Raw genomic sequence first — 18,785 nt, 5'->3', positions numbered from 1 at the left:
CTATCAAAATAACCAGACGGAATGCGATAACAGAGATAAAGAATACCTGAAAATGTCGTTTGAATTTGTTAATACCCGCACATGCTGATGATAAAAATGCATTAAGAATAATAGCTCTGGCCTCACCATAATTCAAAAAGGTCAAAATCAGCCCCGCTTTCAGCAAATTGAGTCAATAGTGACACATTTCTTCAATTTGAATTTCTTAGCCATCTATTTCACTCTTCACTGCGAAAAATCCTGATATTCACATCAATATAAATTTAGGTGATGATATGTTATCAATATTTAAGACAGGGCCATCGGCAAATAAAGTCCCGGAAGAGAAAATTCAGGAGACTTATGGTCGATACCGCATTCAGGCGTTACTTAGCGTATTTCTTGGCTATCTTGCGTATTATATTGTACGCAATAACTTCACCCTCTCTACCCCGTACCTGAAAGAACATCTGGATCTCAGCGCAACACAGATTGGTTTACTCAGCAGTTGTATGCTAATTGCCTATGGGATCAGTAAAGGCATCATGAGTAGCCTGGCAGACAAAGCCAGCCCGAAAGTCTTTATGGCTTGCGGCCTGATCCTGTGCGCCATTGTCAACGTTGGCTTAGGGTTCAGCACCGGATTCTGGATTTTTGCCGCACTGGTCGTCTTCAACGGACTGTTCCAGGGGATGGGCGTCGGTCCCTCGTTTATTACCATCGCCAACTGGTTCCCACGCAAAGAGCGCGGACGCGTTGGCGCATTCTGGAATATCTCACACAACGTCGGTGGCGGTATTGTCGCCCCCATTGTTGGCGCCGCTTTTGCCATTCTCGGCAGCGAACACTGGCAAAGCGCCAGCTATATTGTCCCAGCCTGTGTCGCGGTGCTGTTTGCTTTTATTGTTCTGATGTTGGGCAAAGGCTCACCGCGCGAAGAAGGCTTGCCTGCTCTGGAACAGATGATGCCGGAAGAAAAAGTCGTGTTAAATGCCCGGCACGTAACCCAGGCACCGGAAAACATGAGCGCCTTTCAAATTTTTTGCACCTACGTGCTGCGTAACAAAAATGCCTGGTATGTTTCATTGGTAGATGTTTTTGTCTATATGGTGCGTTTTGGCATGATCAGTTGGTTACCGATTTATCTGTTAACTGAAAAACATTTCTCGAAAGAACAAATGAGTGTGGCGTTCCTGTTTTTCGAATGGGCCGCAATTCCTTCCACACTGCTGGCGGGCTGGCTGACCGATAAACTGTTTAAAGGTCGTCGCATGCCGTTGGCCATGATTTGTATGGCGCTGATCTTCGTCTGCCTGATCGGTTACTGGAAAAGTGAATCCCTGCTGATGGTCACTATTTTTGCCGCCATCGTCGGGTGCCTGATCTATGTGCCCCAGTTCCTTGCGTCTGTTCAGACCATGGAAATCGTCCCCAGCTTTGCTGTCGGTTCGGCGGTCGGATTACGCGGTTTTATGAGCTACATTTTTGGTGCATCGCTGGGAACCAGTCTGTTTGGTGTCATGGTCGATAAAATGGGATGGCATGGCGGTTTCTATCTGTTGATGGGCGGGATTGTCTGCTGCATTCTGTTCTGCTATCTGTCTCACCGCGGGGCGCTGGAACTCGAACAACAACGAAAAAATGCCCAACAACAGGACACGGAGTTGCAGCTTGCTGATGCCAGGTAATCGGCTTTAGAGAGAAAAAAGTGCCAGCGATGCTGGCACTTTAGTTTGCTCAGATGGAAGCCAGAAAATCAGTCAATGTGGTACATAATTGCGTTTCAGTTATGAACCTGCGATTTAATGCTTATTGTCCCCCACCATAAAGCGAATGATCAATCCGCATGTCGGGGCAAGAAAAAGAAACAGTCCCGTTACCATTTCGTTTCCGTCAGTCAACCGTATGGTAAAGAAATAAATTAATGCCGTAAGGATAGCCATGCCGAAAAAAGAACTAATTGACGCGGCAGCGCCCATTACCTGCCAAATATAGCAACTAACGCACAGAATGCTCAATGCGAGGAAAGTCCAAAAATAGAACATAGCGTTACCTCCTGTCTGCCGTAAAAATCGACGTAAGTCCTTACACATCCTTGAGTTTATAGTCTAAGACAATTCCTATCCGTTCGCAATTCGAGCAACATTTTCGCTACAATAACTGTTCATTTTCTGAACCGGGCATTCTCCATTGACCTTTATTTAATCGTCATAAAAACAACATATTATCTATAAGTCTATTCTTGCTTTTTATCGACCAAAAAACATTTACGAAACTTGAGGAATTATTTCTGGATGACATTAATCTTCGGGTGTACATTGTGCGTCCGATCATTCATACCCCTCGTGGTTTGTCCTGACTCAGTTTTACACTCTTTACAGGAACCATTGTCGCTCATAGTGACCTAACTGTTCAGTGACAGAGAGTAACGCTGTAGACAAAGAATCTTCGCGATACATTATTTTCGTACCAACAACAGGTGCTTATGTTCCCCCAATGTAAATTTTCGCGCGCGTTTTTGCATCCGCGCTACTGGCTCACATGGTTCGGTGTCGGTGTGCTCTGGTTACTGGTGCAATTCCCTTATCCTGTTTTATGTTTTCTGGGCACCCGTACAGGTACGCTGGCGCGCCCATTTTTAAAGCGCCGGGAATCCATTGCCCATAAAAATCTCGAACTCTGTTTCCCGAATCTGTCGCAAGAAGAAAGGAACAAACTGGTCGACGAAAACTTCCGCTCACTCGGCATGGCACTGCTTGAAACCGGTATGGCCTGGTTCTGGCCAGATCGCCGGGTGCGTAAATGGTTTGATGTTGAAGGTCTGGACAACCTGCAACGCGCTCAGGCGCATAACCGTGGCGTAATGGTAGTAGGCGTGCATTTTATGTCGCTGGAACTGGGGGGCCGCGTGATGGGGCTTTGCCAGCCAATGATGGCAACCTACCGCCCGCACAACAACAAATTAATGGAGTGGATACAAACCCGCGGCCGTATGCGCTCGAACAAAGCCATGATCGGCAGAAATAATCTGCGCGGCATTGTCGGCGCACTGAAAAAAGGGGAAGCCGTATGGTTTGCGCCCGATCAAGATTATGGCCGTAAAGGCAGTTCATTTGCGCCATTCTTCGCCGTCAAAGATGTTGCGACAACCAACGGTACCTACGTGCTGTCACGTTTGTCGGGGGCGAAAATGCTGACCGTCACCATGGTGAGAAAATCTGATAACTCCGGCTACCGTCTGTTTATCACGCCAGAAATGGAAGGTTACCCGGAAGATGAAAACCTGGCCGCGGCCTATATGAACAAAATTATCGAAAAAGAGATCATGCGCGCCCCCGAGCAGTATCTCTGGATCCACCGTCGCTTCAAAACGCGCCCGATGGGTGAAACCTCGCTATATGTCTAAAAAGAAAGGCCGAATGGCCTTTCTTCTTTTCTACGGCTGAATTACTTAACGCCCCACTTGTTCTGGAGTTCAGTCATTCGCTCATTATAGCTTCGGGCAATGCAGGCTGGCTCATCATCCTTCTCCTTCCAGCATTCATTACGTCCTTTGATCCAACCTCGTTGCTCTGCTTTTAGCATTGGGTCATTCTTCGATTTAGCCAATGCCTGTTTGTAGACCCCGTTCAATTTTAGATCCATTGCGGAGAGCGATGGGCTCTGACAGATAATCTCTTCCATACTTCCCTTTTCCACTGCAGAACAGGAGAACGATGGGCCAGCATGAGTCGATTTTTTCGCCACAGCGAAATCAACATTATCCTCAGGCTGACAAATCCCATGCTTGCGGTTTGGGCCAGCCCAGGATACTTCCGGGTTTCCGTCATCTTTTCTGGAAATTGAGACGGTATTTTTACCGCTCTTCGCCTCCCAGTAATTTTCATTGAAGCTTTTAATGGTCGCTTTTGCGCCATTAATCCATACATTGCCTTTACCATCACTATTCACACCACCAATACTTGCGCAGCTGAAATTGAACGCTTGCGGTGCAGCCGCCATTGACGTCAATGGCGCAAGAACAAGTGCTAACATCATTAATCTGGTCATTTTTAACCTTTTCATTATCAAATTCCGCGAAAAAATTAACCACATTAACCTCAAGGTGATATGAGAATTCTCTGAGTAACAGTCACGTCGCTCAATAGCAATTTATTACCGTCAGAAATTAAACTGTCGCCGAATCACGACACTTGTAAGTTACTAAAATTAAATAAAAAAATGCCTCTTGTTTCACCTCATTTTTAGGCGTACATTAGCGCCGTCTGGAGCATTAAAGCTCAGAATTCTGAGGTGATGCAGCCAAGTAAGCGCGGGGTATTCTCCCTTTCGTTTATGCTCGCATCAGCTCTCTGTCAGGTAAGCATATGTTCATTGAGACGTACCCCAGGTACGCGGAGAGATGAAAAGTGAAATATTTCTTTATGGGCATTTCTTTTATGGTCATCGTTTGGGCCGGTACTTTCGCCCTGATGATCTAAATAAAAAGACGCAGCAAAAAAACAGGAGCCATTTGGCTCCTGTTTGCGTTTGAGGAATCGTGTTATCAGTCGGTACTTTCCGTGGTCGATTTCGCACTGGCAGGCAGCAAACCATCCGCGCGAAACATTGCTTTGATGCCGCGAATTGCCTGGCGAGTACGGTCACGGTTTTCAATCAACGCAAAGCGCACGTGTGTATCACCATAGTCCCCAAAGCCAATCCCCGGCGAAACACAAACCTTCGCCTCATTCAGCAATTTTTTGGCAAATTCAAGCGACCCCATTGCGGCGTATTGCTCTGGAATTTTCGCCCACACGTACATCGACGCTTTTGGCATTTCAACCATCCAGCCCGCTTCATGCAGCCCCTTGACCAGCACATCGCGACGACGCTTATATTGCTCAGCGATATCCCGTACGCACTGCTGATCGCCTTCCAGCGCGGCAATAGCGGCTACCTGCAGCGGTGTAAACGTTCCGTAATCGTGATAGCTCTTAATGCGCGCCAGTGCGTTTACCAGCGTTTTATTGCCAACCATAAAGCCAATGCGCCACCCCGCCATGTTATAGCTTTTCGACAAGGTGAAAAATTCAACGGCAACATCACGGGCCCCCGGAACCTGCATAATCGATGGCGCTTTCCAGCCGTCGTAGACAATATCGGCATAGGCCAGGTCATGAACCACCAGCACGTCGTAGCGTTTAGCCAGTGCGACGACCTTTTCGAAAAACTCCAGCTCGACACACTGCGCCGTCGGGTTGGACGGGAAGCCTAAGATCATCATCTTCGGTTTCGGGTAGCTTTCGCGAATCGCGCGCTCCAGTTCATTAAAGAAGTCGACCCCTTCCACCAGCGGCACGGAACGCACCTGTGCTCCGGCGATAACGGCACCATAAATATGGATGGGGTAACTGGGATTAGGCACCAGAACCGTGTCGCCGTGATCCAATGTAGCCAACATCAGGTGAGCCAGCCCCTCTTTGGAGCCAATTGTTACAATCGCTTCGGATTCAGGATCGATCTCGACGTCATAGCGTTCCTGATACCAGCGAGAAATCGCCCGACGTAAACGAGGAATACCGCGCGATGTTGAATAACCGTGGGTATCCGGGCGCTGCGCCACGGTACACAGTTTTTCGACAATGTGAGGAGGCGTGGCCCCATCCGGGTTCCCCATGCTGAAATCGATAATATCTTCGCCGCGCCGACGCGCAGCCATCTTCAGTTCAGCGGTAATGTTAAAAACGTAAGGGGGAAGACGATCAATACGCGTAAAACGACGTTCAGGGCGGGAATCAGCCATAATATCCTCAGATGTACGTTAGCGCCCGGACCGTCCGAGCGACGCTGCCACGATGGTGGCACGTTTAGAAAATAGCCTGATTAATTTCCTTCTGTCGAGAGGTACAGCAAAATATTTTTTATCGGCATAAAAGAGGAACAACATTTCTAAAACGGGAAATTCATGAATATCCACCCCTTATGAAATCACCAATTATTAACATTTTGTTGTTAAATACATTACGTTGAGGTCCGCCTTCTCTGGAGAGATATTGTAAATACAACAATCATGCAACAATCCCCTTTTAATATTGTGGTTTTTCCTCATTAGTCCATGCTGACAGGGATGCTGGTCATCCTGCCTCAGGTTACCTATCATAGAGGTTTAACCCCTTCGCAAGAGTCACCTGTGCACGAAATATTCAATATGCTGCTGGCGGTCTTTGATCGGGCAGCGCTGATGCTGTTCTGTCTGTTTTTCCTGATTCGTATCCGCCTGTTCCGCGAACTGTTGCACAAGTCAGCCCACTCGGTGAAAGAGCTGCTCGCCGTTACTGCCATTTTCTCCATGTTTGCACTGTTCAGCACCTGGTCTGGTGTACCGGTAGAAGGCTCACTGGTGAACGTGCGTATTATTGCCGTGATGTCAGGAGGAATTCTGTTCGGCCCATGGGTCGGTATCATTACCGGACTCATCGCGGGTACACACCGTTATCTGATTGATATTGGAGGTGTTACCGCCCTTCCCTGTTTTATTACCAGTATCCTTGCTGGCTGTATTGCAGGTTGGATCAACCGAAAAATCCCTAAGGCGCAACACTGGCGCGCCGGTATTTTAGGCGGGATGCTTTGCGAGTCATTGACTATGATTCTGGTGGTCGCCTGGGCCCCCACTACCGAACTGGGGCTGGATATTGTCTCGAAAATCGGTATCCCAATGATCCTTGGCAGCGTCTGTATCGGCTTTATCGTCATGCTGGTACAAAGCGTGGAAGGAGAGAAAGAAGCCAGTGCGGCAAAACAGGCTAAACTGGCGCTGGATATCGCTAACAAAACCCTGCCGCTTTTTCGTCAGGTCAATAGCGAGTCGCTACGCCAGGTGTGCGAGATTATTCGCCATGATATTCATGCAGATGCCGTCGCGATCACCAATACCCAGCACGTTCTGGCCTATGTCGGCGTTGGCGAACTGAACTACCGCGATAACGATGATTTCGTTAGCCCTACCACCCAGCAGGCGATAAATTACGGAAAAATCATCATAAAGAACAATGATGAAGCACATCGCACGCCGGAAATACACTCCATGCTGGTAATACCGTTGTGGGAAAAAGGTGTGGTCACCGGTACGCTGAAAATCTACTACTGCCATGCCCACCAGATCACCTCCTCATTACAAGAAATGGCTATCGGCCTGTCACAAATTATCTCAACTCAGCTTGAGGTTTCCCGTGCCGAGCAGCTACGTGAAATGGCAAATAAGGCAGAGTTGCGGGCACTACAAAGTAAAATAAATCCCCATTTCCTGTTTAATGCGTTAAACGCGATCTCATCGTCAGTGCGGCTTAACCCGGACACTGCACGCCAGCTCATTTTTAATTTATCTCGCTATCTTCGCTATAATATTGAATTAAAAGATGATGAGCAGATCGACATCAAGAAAGAGCTGTATCAAATTAAGGATTACATTGCCATTGAGCAGGCCCGTTTTGGCGATAAGTTGACGGTTATTTATGATATTGATGAAGAGGTCAGCTGTTTTATTCCCAGCCTGCTGATTCAGCCATTGGTTGAAAATGCCATCGTTCATGGGATCCAACCCTGCAAAGGGAAAGGTGTGGTCACTATCAGCGTGGCGGAATGTGGTAAGCGGGTGCGCATTGCCGTCAGAGATACCGGTCATGGTATCGATCCAAAAGTCATTGAACGCGTTGAGTCTAATGAAATGCCGGGCAATAAAATTGGCCTGTTGAATGTGCATCACCGCGTTAAACTCCTGTACGGCGAAGGGCTACATATCCGCCGTCTTGAGCCTGGCACAGAGATTGCTTTTTACGTGCCAAACCAGCACTCACCTGCAGCAGCCCCGGCCACATTATTGCTTTAACCAGGAGTTAAGTTGTGAAAGTCATCATTGTTGAAGATGAATTCCTGGCCCAACAGGAACTTAGCTGGCTGATAAAAGAGCACAGCCAGATGGAGATTGTCGGCACATTTGACGACGGTCTGGATGTGCTTAAATACCTGCAGCACAACCGCGTTGACGCTATTTTTCTGGATATTAATATTCCGTCACTGGATGGTGTGCTGCTGGCGCAAAACATCAGTCAGTTCGCGCATAAACCCTTTATTGTGTTTATTACTGCCTGGAAAGAACACGCTGTTGAAGCCTTTGAACTGGAAGCGTTTGACTACATTCTGAAACCGTACCAGGAATCACGGATTGTCGGCATGTTGCAAAAACTGGAGGCAGCCTGGCAGCAACAGCAAACAGGAACCCCCCTTACCAGCCCGGTGATGCGTGAAAACGATACGATCAACCTGATCAAAGACGAGCGGATCATCGTTACGCCAATCAACGATATTTACTACGCTGAAGCCCATGAAAAGATGACCTTCGTCTACACGCGACGCGAATCGTATGTCATGCCGATGAACATCACCGAATTTTGCAGCAAACTGCCTGCTTCACATTTTTTCCGCTGCCACCGCTCATTCTGCGTAAACCTGAACAAAATCCGCGAGATCGAACCGTGGTTTAACAACACCTATATTTTGCGATTAAAAGATCTGGAATTTGAAATCCCGGTTAGCCGGAGCAAAGTAAAAGAATTCAGGCAATTAATGCATTTATAGTGCGATTAGTCATGATCGTGCGGATCGTTGTAAAATGGCGATCTACTGCCGGTGCTATAAAACGTAATAAAGTGAATTTTCAATGAAATACAGACATGTGCTATCTCAGTTATGTTTTCAGATGCTGGAAATGGGTGCGGATCGCCGTACGGTGAAAAAAGCCCTCACCTCCCGTCGAATGAAGGCACGTCAGGCTGTCGTACTGCTGTGCAAGCAAGAGATGGTGCTACTGAGAGCCGGGAAACTACCGATACAAAACGCAACAAGCACGACATCTCACTGACAATAACAGGTCGCGAGCTAACTAAACCATTAACTCGCGACCACTTCGCGTACAGAGCATGCTACAGGCTAAACTGAATTAACTAAGAGCAACCTTCCGGCACGAGTCTTACAGAATGTGCCCCAGCGTCTGGCGTAAGTGCGCGCCGGAACCAAGCAGACCTGGATTATCATGCACAATCAGATATACCGGGATATCCTGCACATAGGCTTTAAAACGCCCTTTATCCTCAAAACCACCGCGAAAACCCGACGCTTTAAAGAATTCCAGGAAGCGCGGCACTATGCCTCCGGCAATGTACACCCCGCCAAACGTCCCCAGCGTTAATGCCAGATCGCCGCCAAACCGGCCCATGATGACGCAAAACAGCGACAGTGCACGGCGACAGTCAATACAGGAATCGGCCAGGGCGCGTTCCGTAATGTCTTTCGGTTGCAGATTTTCCGGCAAACGTCCGTCGGATTTCACAATCGCACGATACAGATTTACCAGCCCAGGACCAGAAAGCACGCGCTCCGCAGAAACGTGACCAATCTCAGCCCGCAGCACTTCCAGGATAATCGCTTCTTCCTCGCTGTTCGGCGCAAAATCTACATGCCCCCCCTCGCCTGGCAGGCTCACCCAGCGTTTATCCACATGAACCAGATGCGCCACGCCGAGACCGGTGCCTGCGCCGTAGACCGCAATAGGTTTGCCCTCGACAGGCTCAGCGCCGCCAAACTGGATCAAATGCTCTTTTTTCAGCATAGGGATTGCCATTGATACGGCTGTGAAATCATTGATGATTTCCAGATGGCTAAAGCCCAGATTCTTTTTCATCTCGGCAATAGAAAATGCCCAGGTATGGTTGGTCATGGCCACCCAGTCGCCGGTTATTGGGCAGGCAATAGCGATACAGCCATCTTTGACGCTAACGCTATGCTCATCCAGGTACACGCGCACAACGGCTTCAAGGCTTGGGTAATCCAGCCCGGAATAGGTTTTCGCCTGCGAAATCTCGCCACTGGCAATATCGCACAGAGCAAGACGCGCATTGGTGCCGCCAACATCACCCACTAAAGCATATTTTGTCATTCTTCCACGGCTCCGCTAAAGTCAGAATACATCTTTGTCACACTGTAAATTCATGGGGGCATAACAACAACGCCCTGAAGGCTGATGCCCGTGGAATATCGATCCAGGTCACAGAATTACTTTATCGTTTCAGCACCTTTTGCAGCGATGCCGTTGGGCAGGCTGTGCAAACTACGTCTATGACTCTGCATTAAGGAATAGAAAATGCTCCATCCGCGAGCCAGAACGATGCTCTTGCTATCAACGCCTGCGTTGCTGATTGGTGTAGCGTCCAGCCTGGTGCTGATTGCTGTAATGAAAGTGGCTTCCGTTTTACAGCAATTTTTGTGGGAACGTCTGCCCATAAGCATCGGTATTGCCCAGGATTCTCCATTCTGGATTATTACTATGCTGACGCTTACCGGGGTCATGGTCGGGCTCATCATCCGCTACAGTCATGGTCATGCTGGCCCTGACCCAGCCTGCGAACCCTTAATTGGTATGCCCGTTTCGACGTCTGCATTGCCCGGACTGCTGGCCGCCCTGATAATTGGCCTCGCGGGTGGCGTCAGTTTGGGTCCAGAGCACCCCATCATGACCGTTAACATTGCGCTGGCAGTGGCGATTGGTAGCCGCATGTTTCCGCGAATTGCAAAGCTGGACTGGACCATCCTCGCCTCTGCTGGCACCATCGGGGCGCTATTTGGTACCCCGGTTGCCGCTGCGCTGGTCTTTTCGCAAACGCTGAACAGCTCCAACGATGTCCCCCTATGGGATCGTCTGTTCGCACCGTTAATGGCCGCCGCGGCAGGTTCACTCACCACCAGCCTGTTCTTTCATCCCCACTTTTCATTGCCTATCGCGCACTATACGCAGATGCATCTGGTCGATATCTTCAGCGGCGCGGTCGTTGCTGCCATTGCTATCGCGGCGGGGATGGTGGCCGTGTGGTGCCTGCCTCGTTTGCACCATCTGATACATCGCCTGAAATACCCGGTGCTGATCCTAGGCGTTGGAGGCTTTATCCTCGGTATTCTGGGTGTTATCGGAGGACCACTAACCCTGTTTAAGGGCCTGGATGAGATGCAGCAAATGGCATTTAGCCAGACACTGGGAGCCTCGGACTATTTCATGCTGGCGGTGATAAAGCTGGCTGCGCTGGTTGTGGCTGCAGCGAGTGGTTTTCGCGGTGGGCGGATTTTCCCTGCGGTATTCGTTGGCGTCGCGCTGGGGCTGATGCTGCACGCCCATGTCGAAGCCGTTCCTGCCGCGATTACGGTCTCCTGCGCCATTCTGGGATTGGTACTGGTCGTCACTCGTGATGCATGGCTGAGCCTGTTTATGGCGGCAGTGGTGGTGCCGGACACCACCCTACTACCGCTGTTGTGCATCGTTATGCTTCCGGCCTGGCTGCTCTTAGCCGGAAAACCAATGATGATTGCTGACCGTCCCGATAAGTAGCTATCCCCCGTTGCGGGATTCCAGCGCACGGGTCACCGTGCGCAAGAGTTCTGGAAGGTCAGCCTTCGGCAACACCACTTCTATCAACGAGAGGCGTTGCGGTTTTGCCAGACGAGCCAGAACCTCTTCCAGTTGGACAGCCTGCTTCACGCGCCAGCATTCCGCCTGACATTCACGACTTAGCGCCTGTGGCACCAGCGTCCAGCTCCATCCGGCTATATCATTGTATCGTTGGTTCGCACCATGAATGGCACGTTCCACGGTATAACCGTCATTATTAAGCAGTAAAATAACAGGAGTTTGCCCGTCTCTAAGCATGGTTCCCAATTCCTGAATGGTGAGCTGTGCCGCACCATCGCCAATAATCAGGATCACCCTACGGTGCGGGAAGGCTGTTTGCGCCCCAAATGCAGCAGGCAAAGCGTAACCGATTGACCCCCATAGCGGCTGGACCAGTACCTCCGCCCCGGCAGGAAGTGACAGCGCAGCTGCGCCAAATGCTGCGGTCCCCTGATCGACAAGGATAATGTCGTCGGGGGCCAGATATTGTTGCACCGTATGCCAGAAATTTTCCTGCGTCAGAGGGCCTTTCTCAACCTGCAGACGCCCGGCACAAGGACGTTCAGGCGGCAGTGAAAACGACATTTCCAGGCACAGTTCCCGTAGCGTAGTAACCGCCTGTTCCATCGGGATGTTAAACCAGCTTCCCCCAACCCGCGACGCATGGGGTTGAACCTCAATAGTGCGCTCGCGAGGTAAGTTTTGCGTAAACCCGGCGGTCAGCGTGTCAACAAACCGGGTACCGACGCAAATAATCGTATCAGCATCTTCTATCGCCTTACGCACATAATCACTGCTGGCCCCCGCACTGTATGTGCCCACAAACGCAGGATGCCGCTCATCAAACAATCCTTTGCCCATCAACAGCGTGGCATGAGCCATCGGCGTTTCCGTCATCCAGCGTTGTAAAACGGGCTGCAAGCCAAATCGTAGCGCGAGAAAATCGGCTAATAGCGACACGCGTGAACTGTCCAGCAACTGTTCACGTGCATGATAGCGAAACGCAGCAGCTACACTACTTTCCGGCTCGCTCAAGGGAACAATGAGTATGTCACTCGGTGGTGTAGCAGGTTGTTTCGCAACATCAGCAGGTAGCATCAGGTAACCCGGTCGTCTTTCGGTTAACATCGCTTGCAACACGCGGTCAATTTCATAGCAGGCATTTTGTTCATCCAGCACTGCACTGGCGACCGTCACTGACTGTTGCATACGGTAGAAATGCTGAAAGTCACCGTCGCCGAGAGTGTGATGCATTAACTCGCCACGACGCTGAGCGCTGCGACATGGGGCCCCGACAATATGCAGGACAGGAACGTATTCCGCGTAACTTCCTGCAATACCATTAATTGCGCTTAACTCGCCCACACCAAAAGTGGTAAGCAGCGCTCCCGCTCCGACTACCCGGGCATAGCCATCCGCGGCATACGCCGCATTCAATTCATTCGCACACCCGACCCAACGCACGCTTGAGTGCTCAATGACGTGGTCAAGAAACTGTAAATTGTAATCGCCCGGCACACCAAACAGATGGTCAATGCCACAGCCTGCCAGCCTGTCCAGCAGATAATCAGCAACGGAATACGGGGTTTGCATGACAGCTATCCTTCTGACGGTAACCTCATGTTGAGTATCGAAGAACTGCGTTGACTGTCCAGGAATGTCGCTGCGAAGGAGGTGGAAAGCAGGATGTACAGTTTTGGCGATTTAAATTTCCTTGAAGAATCGATTGTGTAACCGTATACACTGAAAGACACATATGTTCTGGAAGGAGGCGACATGGTTTATCAGGCTAACGAAAATCGCTATCACACAATGGAATACCGCCGCTGCGGTCAGAGCGGGCTCAAACTGCCGATTGTCTCTCTGGGTTTGTGGCACAATTTTGGTGATACCACTCAGGTCGAAAACAGCCGGACCTTATTACAGCGCGCCTTCGATCTGGGGATCAGCCATTTTGATCTGGCGAATAATTACGGCCCGCCGCCGGGTTCTGCTGAACGAAACTTCGGTCGCATCCTGCAGGAAGATTTTTTATCGTACCGGGATGAACTGATAATCTCGACCAAAGCGGGCTATACCATGTGGGAAGGTCCCTACGGTGATTGGGGATCGCGCAAGTACCTGATTGCCAGCCTCGATCAAAGCCTGAAACGTATGGGACTGGAGTATGTTGATATCTTCTATCATCACCGCCCTGATCCCCAAACTCCGCTCAGAGAAACCATGAACGCGCTGGATCATATTGTGCGTCAGGGGAAAGCGTTGTACGTAGGACTCTCTAACTATCCGACTGATCTCGCCAGACAGGCGATCGAAATACTCGATGATTTAGGGACGCCATGTCTCATCCACCAGCCGAAATATTCCATGTTTGAGCGCGAGGTAGAGAGGGGACTGCTATCACTATTACAGGAGAAAGGTGTGGGCAGTATCGCCTTTTCCCCGCTGGCTGGCGGGCAATTAACTGACCGCTATCTGAACGGTATTCCGGCGGATTCCCGGGCAGCGAGCGCCAGTCGTTTTCTCAACCCAGACCAAATCACCCCACAAAAACTGGAAAAAGTCCGTGCTCTTAATGCGCTGGCCGAGCGCCGGGGACAAAAGCTGTCCCAAATGGCGTTAGCCTGGGTTCTCCGCGATGATAAGGTGACGTCAGTACTGATTGGTGCCAGCAAACCTGCGCAAATTGAAGATGCCGTTGGCATGCTGGCAAACCGTCATTTATCTCCCGAAGAGTGTACGGAGATCGACGCCATCCTGGGTTGATGGAAATAAAGACACATTTATTAACAAAAAGTGCGCTCTCTGACGATTTAAGAGTTAAGGCGATGAAACGGGGCTTTACTGCCCCGTAATATTGCGTTAACAGGCCGGCTACGGCTCGATCGTGAAGGAGAGAAAGAATGTTCAGGTCACTGATTCTGGCGGCAGTGTTATTGGCTTTTGCACCGCTGGCCGCAAACGCTGGCGAAATCACCCTGCTGCCGTCGATTAAATTACAAATTGGCGATCGCGATAACTACGGCAACTACTGGGACGGTGGGCGCTGGCGTGACCGGGATTACTGGCACCATAATTATGAATGGCGTAAAAATCGTTGGTGGCGTCATGACAACGGCTATCATCGCGGCTGGGATAAGCGCAAAGCTTATGAGCGTGGCTATCGTGAAGGCTGGAACGATCGCGATGACCATCGCGGGCGTGGACATGGCCACGGGCACCGCCACTAATGTAACAAATCCCCATCATGTGGGGAGTACTGCTCACAAAAATCATCGAGTTACCCAGGGCCTGTGTCTATACCCAGGCCCTTTTTGCATCACGCTTCGCCAATCGCCAGATGACGAGCAGTCAAATCCGCTCCCCCCTGTTTTCCCGTAAATTTCCTGTTCATTTCACAAATTCGCAAAATCGGAAAAAAAAATTCCGATTTATCGTGTTTTTTTTGAACTTTGCGCGATAAATATTAACATTAATTTAATATTATAAAACCTGGGGTGAGCGCTAATGAAAAAACAAGAAAGACAAAAGGCCATTCGGGTTAAGTTAGTAACCGATAAGAAGGTTTATGTTAGCGAATTAGCAAAGGAATTATCTGTCACAACTCGCACGATCCGTAATGACTTAAATGAATTAAGTCAGAATAGTCTTTTCTCGTTATTTCATGGCGGTGCACAAATAAAAAGCGCACCTGATGAATCATTATTTGAGCAGTCTTTCACCAACACCATATTGAATGGGTTCAAAAGCCACAAAGAAATTACATCGGTTCCTGCTCATGCCAAGCAAAACAGCTATATTGATGATAGCATTTACATACTTGGTTCATTTAATATAGATATTGTTTCTGAAACGACGACATTTCCTCAGATTGGCCAGACTATCCGAGCGTCTGCAACCCGTTTTTATGCCGGAGGCAAAGGCACAAACCAGGCAGTTGCCGCAGCTAAAATCAATAATAATGTTCATCTTACCGTTAAGTTAGGAGCCGATGAGTTTTCAAAAAAAGCCAAAAGATATTTAACCAATACTGAAATTTCTTCTTTTTCTTTTTTTGAAAATGAAATGTCATCCACGGGCATTGCAATGGTATGGGTTTCAGGTGCCACAGGTGACAATATGATCAGTATCGATCTTGGGGCCAATGAAACATTTACCCAGGAAGATATTCTATTGGATATTGATACCATTCGTAATTGCAAAGTTTTTTTAACTCAGCTGGAGAATAATTTTCCGATCACGCGTTTCGCTATCATGCAGGCAAAACTCGGAAAATCGCTGGTTGTCCTGAATCCGGCACCTTATGTTTCAGAGATCAAAGAAATATTGCATTTAATTGACATTATTACGCCGAACAAAATTGAAGCTGAAGCGTTATCTGGTATCAACATTGTTGATATCTATTCGGCCAAAAATGCCGCCAGGAGCATTTATGTGCAAGGCGCAAAATGCGTCATTATCACGTTAGGTAGCGACGGTTGTCTGATCTTTGATGGCACAGTTTTCACTCATATTCCTGCCTATAAATCAGCCGTCGTCGATACCAGTGGAGCAGGCGATGCCTTTACCGGGGCACTGGCTGCATGCATTGCAAACGGTAAAGGACTCATCAATGCAGCGCAGTACGCTTCTGCGTTTGCCTCGTTGAAAGTTGAACGTAAAGGTGCATCAAATATGCCCAACAATTCACTCGTTTATCATCGTATGCAGTAGCTGTTTAGAGCATCATTCAGCCCCTACACCTATAGGATAATTTCATGAAAAATAAAATGTTTTATCGTGTTATCGGTGCCACAGTCGGTTTAGCGCTTTCCGCCACTTTCACCGTCCCCGCTTTTGCCGCCGATACTCAGACGCATAAACCTAAAGTCGCGCTGGTGATGAAGTCACTGGCAAATGAGTTTTTCCTGACCATGGAAACCGGAGCAAAAGAGTATCAGAAAAAAAATGCCGACAAGTTTGATTTGATTTCTAACGGCATCAAAAACGAAACGGATACGGCAAATCAAATCCAGATCGTTGAACAAATGATTGTCTCGAAAGCCGACGCGATTATCATTGCGCCATCAGACTCGAAAGCCCTTGTACCGGTCATTAAGAAAGCAATTGATGCAGGTATTATTGTCATCAACATTGATAACAAATTTGATGACAGTGTGCTTAAAGATAAAAACCTGAATATTCCTTTTGTTGGCCCGGATAACCAAAAAGGTGCAAAAGAAATTGGCGATTATTTAGCGAAGCATCTTAAGGCCGGCGATCAGGTTGGTATTATTGAAGGCATCCCTACCTCCAGCAACTCTCAGCAACGTACTCTGGGCTTCCAAAATGCGATGGCACAGGGCGGCATGAAAGTCGTTTCTGTGCAATCTGGCCAATGGGAAATTAACAACGCCAATGCGGTCGCGGCGGCAATGTTAAGTGAGTATCCTGATATCAAAGCACTGTTAGCCGATAACGATAATATGGCATTAGGTGCCGTTTCTGCCATCCGCTCTGCCGGGAAAAAAGGACAGGTTCTGGTTGTCGGCTATGACAATATCGAAGCGATTAAGCCAATGTTAAATGACGGTCGTGTTTTAGCAACTGCGGACCAATTTGCCTCTCAACAAGCTGTATTTGGTATTGATGCCGCCCTTGATGCCTTAAAAAATGGCAAAAAACAGAGTGAACTCTCTAGCAACGTAGAAACACCAATAAAACTGATCGTCAAACAATAAGCGGAAAACAGTGCGCCGCTGTGGTACTGCCATCAATTGAGTATCAGAGCGGCTTACCGGATAAGGCCAGAATATGAAAAGTGGGCAAGAAATCCTCTCAATACAGGGGGTAGGTAAAACCTACAGTGAACCTGTTCTGGTGGATGTAACGCTAGCATTATATCCAGGAAAAGTACTGGCCCTGACGGGAGAAAACGGTGCCGGGAAAAGTACGTTATCAAAAATTATTGGCGGGTTAACCAACGCAACGACCGGGAAAATGGTTTATCAGGGGCAGCCTTACGCACCTGCGAACCGAAAAGAGGCGGAAAAGCTGGGTATTCGCATGGTTATGCAAGAACTCAATTTACTGCCTACGTTGTCGGTTGCAGAAAACTTATTTCTCGAACAACTTCCGCATCGATTCGGCTGGATCGATCGAAAAAAGCTAGCAAAAATGGCCCGTCCGGTGATGGCAATGGTTGGGCTGCAATCGGTCGATCCAACTACGCTGGTGGGCGAATTGGGTATTGGTCACCAACAGATGATCGAAATCGCCAGAAACCTGATTGGTGAAAGCCGGGTACTGATTCTGGATGAACCGACAGCCATGCTCAGTAGCCGTGAGGTCGAACTGCTGTTTAAACAAATAGCGCTCTTCAAAGCCCGGGGCGTTTCAATAATTTATATTTCTCACCGGCTGGATGAGCTTGCGATGATTGCTGATGACATCGCGGTGCTACGTGATGGTCATTTGGTTTGCGTGGACGATATTAAACGCTATACCCGCGATCAACTTGTTTCGTTGATGGTCGGCCGCGATTTAGAAAGTTCATTTGATTTAAGTGGACGCCAGGCAGGTCAACCCATTCTGAAAGTGGAAAATTTTAAGCGTGGGAAAATCATTCGGGACACGTCGTTCACCTTGCACAGTGGCGAAGTGCTCGGCATTAGTGGCCTTGTCGGCTCTGGCAGGACAGAGCTGCTACGCGCTATTTTTGGCGCAGACAAAATAGACAGTGGCACATTACTGATTGGTACGCCACTTAAACCGGTGGTGATCCGTTCGCCTGCACAGGCTATCCGACATGGTATTGCATTAGTCACGGAGGATCGTAAAGGTGAAGGGCTTCTGTTACCACAGTCGGTTGCCGCAAATATCTCGTTGGGTAACAGCGACAAAATTAGCCATTTGTCGGTCGTTAACACATTGAGTGAAACCACATTAGCGAATAAACACATTAAAAGTTTAGGCGTTCGTACAACGAACACTTCACAGGCCGTGGAAAGCTTGTCAGGTGGTAATCAGCAGAAAGTTCTCATTAGCCGGTGGCTGGAACGAGACTGTGAAGTCGTCTTATTTGATGAGCCGACTCGCGGTATTGATGTGGGTGCCAAGCAAGATATTTATCAATTGCTGAATACGTTAACGGCTAAGGGAAAAGGCGTTGTTGTCGTTTCCAGTGACCTACGCGAACTGATGCTGGTTTGCGATCGTATTGCGGTCATTTCCGATGGCAAGTTAGTGAACACATTTACACGTGATAACTGGAGCCAGGATCGCATTTTAGCGGCTGCATTTTCGGCCTATCAGCATTCAGAAGAGACTGTCAGCGAGTAGCCGGGGATAA

General features: G+C 48.8%; 17 protein-coding genes. 12 read left to right on the top strand and 5 right to left on the bottom strand.

Annotation, left to right across the window (positions count from 1 at the left end):
• Window positions 1-275 precede the first annotated feature (275 nt).
• Entirely contained in the window at window positions 276-1,667 is a 1,392-nt protein-coding gene (pgtP, locus tag FDX24_RS14160; RefSeq protein ID WP_040231431.1) for a phosphoglycerate transporter PgtP, read from the top strand.
• Between the two features lie 114 nt (window positions 1,668-1,781).
• Here pgtP and FDX24_RS14155 read toward each other — a convergent pair whose 3' ends face one another.
• Window positions 1,782-2,024 carry a YfdY family protein gene (locus FDX24_RS14155; protein ID WP_048211012.1) on the bottom strand — a complete coding sequence of 81 codons (243 nt, stop codon included), beginning with the start codon at window positions 2,022-2,024 and terminating at the stop codon, window positions 1,782-1,784.
• A gap of 440 nt (window positions 2,025-2,464) precedes the next feature.
• Between FDX24_RS14155 and lpxP the strand changes: the two genes are divergently transcribed.
• Window positions 2,465-3,385, top strand: coding sequence for a kdo(2)-lipid IV(A) palmitoleoyltransferase (lpxP, locus tag FDX24_RS14150; RefSeq protein WP_137364500.1), 921 nt, complete (start codon window positions 2,465-2,467; stop codon window positions 3,383-3,385).
• Window positions 3,386-3,426: 41 nt separating this feature from the next.
• On the opposite strand, the gene FDX24_RS14145 is transcribed toward lpxP, so the two are convergent.
• Window positions 3,427-4,044 (bottom strand): lysozyme inhibitor LprI family protein, encoded by a 618-nt coding sequence (locus tag FDX24_RS14145; RefSeq protein ID WP_137364499.1) that lies wholly within the window; start codon window positions 4,042-4,044, stop codon window positions 3,427-3,429.
• 344 nt (window positions 4,045-4,388) lie between these two features.
• On the opposite strand from FDX24_RS14145, the gene ypdK reads away from it, so the two are divergent.
• Window positions 4,389-4,460 (top strand): membrane protein YpdK, encoded by a 72-nt coding sequence (gene ypdK / locus FDX24_RS14140; protein ID WP_010723117.1) that lies wholly within the window; start codon window positions 4,389-4,391, stop codon window positions 4,458-4,460.
• A gap of 65 nt (window positions 4,461-4,525) precedes the next feature.
• On the opposite strand, the gene alaC is transcribed toward ypdK, so the two are convergent.
• Window positions 4,526-5,764 carry an alanine transaminase gene (gene alaC / locus FDX24_RS14135; protein ID WP_061068244.1) on the bottom strand — a complete coding sequence of 413 codons (1,239 nt, stop codon included), beginning with the start codon at window positions 5,762-5,764 and terminating at the stop codon, window positions 4,526-4,528.
• A gap of 387 nt (window positions 5,765-6,151) precedes the next feature.
• Between alaC and FDX24_RS14130 the strand changes: the two genes are divergently transcribed.
• The 3 genes from FDX24_RS14130 to FDX24_RS14120 all read left to right on the top strand — a co-directional run bounded on the left by FDX24_RS14130 (window position 6,152) and on the right by FDX24_RS14120 (window position 8,881).
• The gene (locus FDX24_RS14130; protein ID WP_137364498.1) at window positions 6,152-7,849 is read left to right on the top strand and encodes a sensor histidine kinase; all 1,698 of its coding nucleotides are present in this window, start codon (window positions 6,152-6,154) and stop codon (window positions 7,847-7,849) included.
• Between the two features lie 14 nt (window positions 7,850-7,863).
• Window positions 7,864-8,598: a two-component system response regulator YpdB gene (ypdB, locus tag FDX24_RS14125; RefSeq protein WP_048211008.1), complete on the top strand. Its 735-nt coding sequence runs from the start codon at window positions 7,864-7,866 to the stop codon at window positions 8,596-8,598.
• An 82-nt stretch (window positions 8,599-8,680) separates the two neighbouring features.
• Window positions 8,681-8,881, top strand: coding sequence for a hypothetical protein (locus FDX24_RS14120; RefSeq protein WP_071887368.1), 201 nt, complete (start codon window positions 8,681-8,683; stop codon window positions 8,879-8,881).
• Between the two features lie 108 nt (window positions 8,882-8,989).
• Here FDX24_RS14120 and glk read toward each other — a convergent pair whose 3' ends face one another.
• Complete coding sequence (gene glk, locus FDX24_RS14115) at window positions 8,990-9,955, bottom strand: glucokinase (protein ID WP_115643122.1); 966 nt, start codon at window positions 9,953-9,955, stop codon at window positions 8,990-8,992.
• A gap of 204 nt (window positions 9,956-10,159) precedes the next feature.
• Here glk and FDX24_RS14110 point away from each other — a divergent pair, with 204 nt between their 5' ends.
• Window positions 10,160-11,395: an ion channel protein gene (locus tag FDX24_RS14110; protein ID WP_048211006.1), complete on the top strand. Its 1,236-nt coding sequence runs from the start codon at window positions 10,160-10,162 to the stop codon at window positions 11,393-11,395.
• Here FDX24_RS14110 and FDX24_RS14105 read toward each other — a convergent pair whose 3' ends face one another.
• On the bottom strand, window positions 11,396-13,048 hold the full coding sequence (locus FDX24_RS14105) for an alpha-keto acid decarboxylase family protein (RefSeq protein WP_121584864.1): 1,653 nt from the start codon (window positions 13,046-13,048) through the stop codon (window positions 11,396-11,398).
• A gap of 183 nt (window positions 13,049-13,231) precedes the next feature.
• Between FDX24_RS14105 and mgrA the strand changes: the two genes are divergently transcribed.
• The 5 genes from mgrA (at window position 13,232) to FDX24_RS14080 (ending at window position 18,775) form a co-directional block, all read left to right on the top strand.
• On the top strand, window positions 13,232-14,221 hold the full coding sequence (gene mgrA, locus FDX24_RS14100) for an L-glyceraldehyde 3-phosphate reductase (RefSeq protein WP_137364497.1): 990 nt from the start codon (window positions 13,232-13,234) through the stop codon (window positions 14,219-14,221).
• A gap of 137 nt (window positions 14,222-14,358) precedes the next feature.
• Window positions 14,359-14,685 (top strand): DUF2502 domain-containing protein YpeC, encoded by a 327-nt coding sequence (gene ypeC, locus FDX24_RS14095; RefSeq protein WP_048211003.1) that lies wholly within the window; start codon window positions 14,359-14,361, stop codon window positions 14,683-14,685.
• 277 nt (window positions 14,686-14,962) lie between these two features.
• Complete coding sequence (locus FDX24_RS14090) at window positions 14,963-16,168, top strand: PfkB family carbohydrate kinase (RefSeq protein WP_101742350.1); 1,206 nt, start codon at window positions 14,963-14,965, stop codon at window positions 16,166-16,168.
• A gap of 44 nt (window positions 16,169-16,212) precedes the next feature.
• Window positions 16,213-17,175: a sugar ABC transporter substrate-binding protein gene (locus tag FDX24_RS14085; protein ID WP_048211001.1), complete on the top strand. Its 963-nt coding sequence runs from the start codon at window positions 16,213-16,215 to the stop codon at window positions 17,173-17,175.
• Between the two features lie 73 nt (window positions 17,176-17,248).
• Window positions 17,249-18,775, top strand: a complete 1,527-nt coding sequence (locus FDX24_RS14080) for a sugar ABC transporter ATP-binding protein (RefSeq protein WP_137364496.1) — start codon at window positions 17,249-17,251, stop codon at window positions 18,773-18,775.
• The last annotated feature ends 10 nt before the right edge of the window (window positions 18,776-18,785 follow it).

This window comes from Citrobacter sp. wls716 (assembly GCF_005280975.1).
Classification (GTDB): Bacteria; Pseudomonadota; Gammaproteobacteria; order Enterobacterales; family Enterobacteriaceae; genus Citrobacter; species Citrobacter youngae.
Note: the sequence above shows the minus strand (reverse complement) of the source record. Positions and strands in the feature narration are given on the sequence as shown.

What these genes read in the sequence shown, in the direction of transcription:
- pgtP (WP_040231431.1), top strand. Translation starts at nt 276, where the DNA reads ATGTTATCAATATTTAAGACAGGGCCATCGGCAAATAAAGTCCCGGAA.
- FDX24_RS14155 (WP_048211012.1), bottom strand. Translation starts at nt 2,024, where the DNA reads ATGTTCTATTTTTGGACTTTCCTCGCATTGAGCATTCTGTGCGTTAGT.
- lpxP (WP_137364500.1), top strand. Translation starts at nt 2,465, where the DNA reads ATGTTCCCCCAATGTAAATTTTCGCGCGCGTTTTTGCATCCGCGCTAC.
- FDX24_RS14145 (WP_137364499.1), bottom strand. Translation starts at nt 4,044, where the DNA reads ATGAAAAGGTTAAAAATGACCAGATTAATGATGTTAGCACTTGTTCTT.
- alaC (WP_061068244.1), bottom strand. Translation starts at nt 5,764, where the DNA reads ATGGCTGATTCCCGCCCTGAACGTCGTTTTACGCGTATTGATCGTCTT.
- FDX24_RS14120 (WP_071887368.1), top strand. Translation starts at nt 8,681, where the DNA reads ATGAAATACAGACATGTGCTATCTCAGTTATGTTTTCAGATGCTGGAA.
- glk (WP_115643122.1), bottom strand. Translation starts at nt 9,955, where the DNA reads ATGACAAAATATGCTTTAGTGGGTGATGTTGGCGGCACCAATGCGCGT.
- FDX24_RS14110 (WP_048211006.1), top strand. Translation starts at nt 10,160, where the DNA reads ATGCTCCATCCGCGAGCCAGAACGATGCTCTTGCTATCAACGCCTGCG.
- FDX24_RS14105 (WP_121584864.1), bottom strand. Translation starts at nt 13,048, where the DNA reads ATGCAAACCCCGTATTCCGTTGCTGATTATCTGCTGGACAGGCTGGCA.
- mgrA (WP_137364497.1), top strand. Translation starts at nt 13,232, where the DNA reads ATGGTTTATCAGGCTAACGAAAATCGCTATCACACAATGGAATACCGC.
- ypeC (WP_048211003.1), top strand. Translation starts at nt 14,359, where the DNA reads ATGTTCAGGTCACTGATTCTGGCGGCAGTGTTATTGGCTTTTGCACCG.
- FDX24_RS14090 (WP_101742350.1), top strand. Translation starts at nt 14,963, where the DNA reads ATGAAAAAACAAGAAAGACAAAAGGCCATTCGGGTTAAGTTAGTAACC.
- FDX24_RS14085 (WP_048211001.1), top strand. Translation starts at nt 16,213, where the DNA reads ATGAAAAATAAAATGTTTTATCGTGTTATCGGTGCCACAGTCGGTTTA.
- FDX24_RS14080 (WP_137364496.1), top strand. Translation starts at nt 17,249, where the DNA reads ATGAAAAGTGGGCAAGAAATCCTCTCAATACAGGGGGTAGGTAAAACC.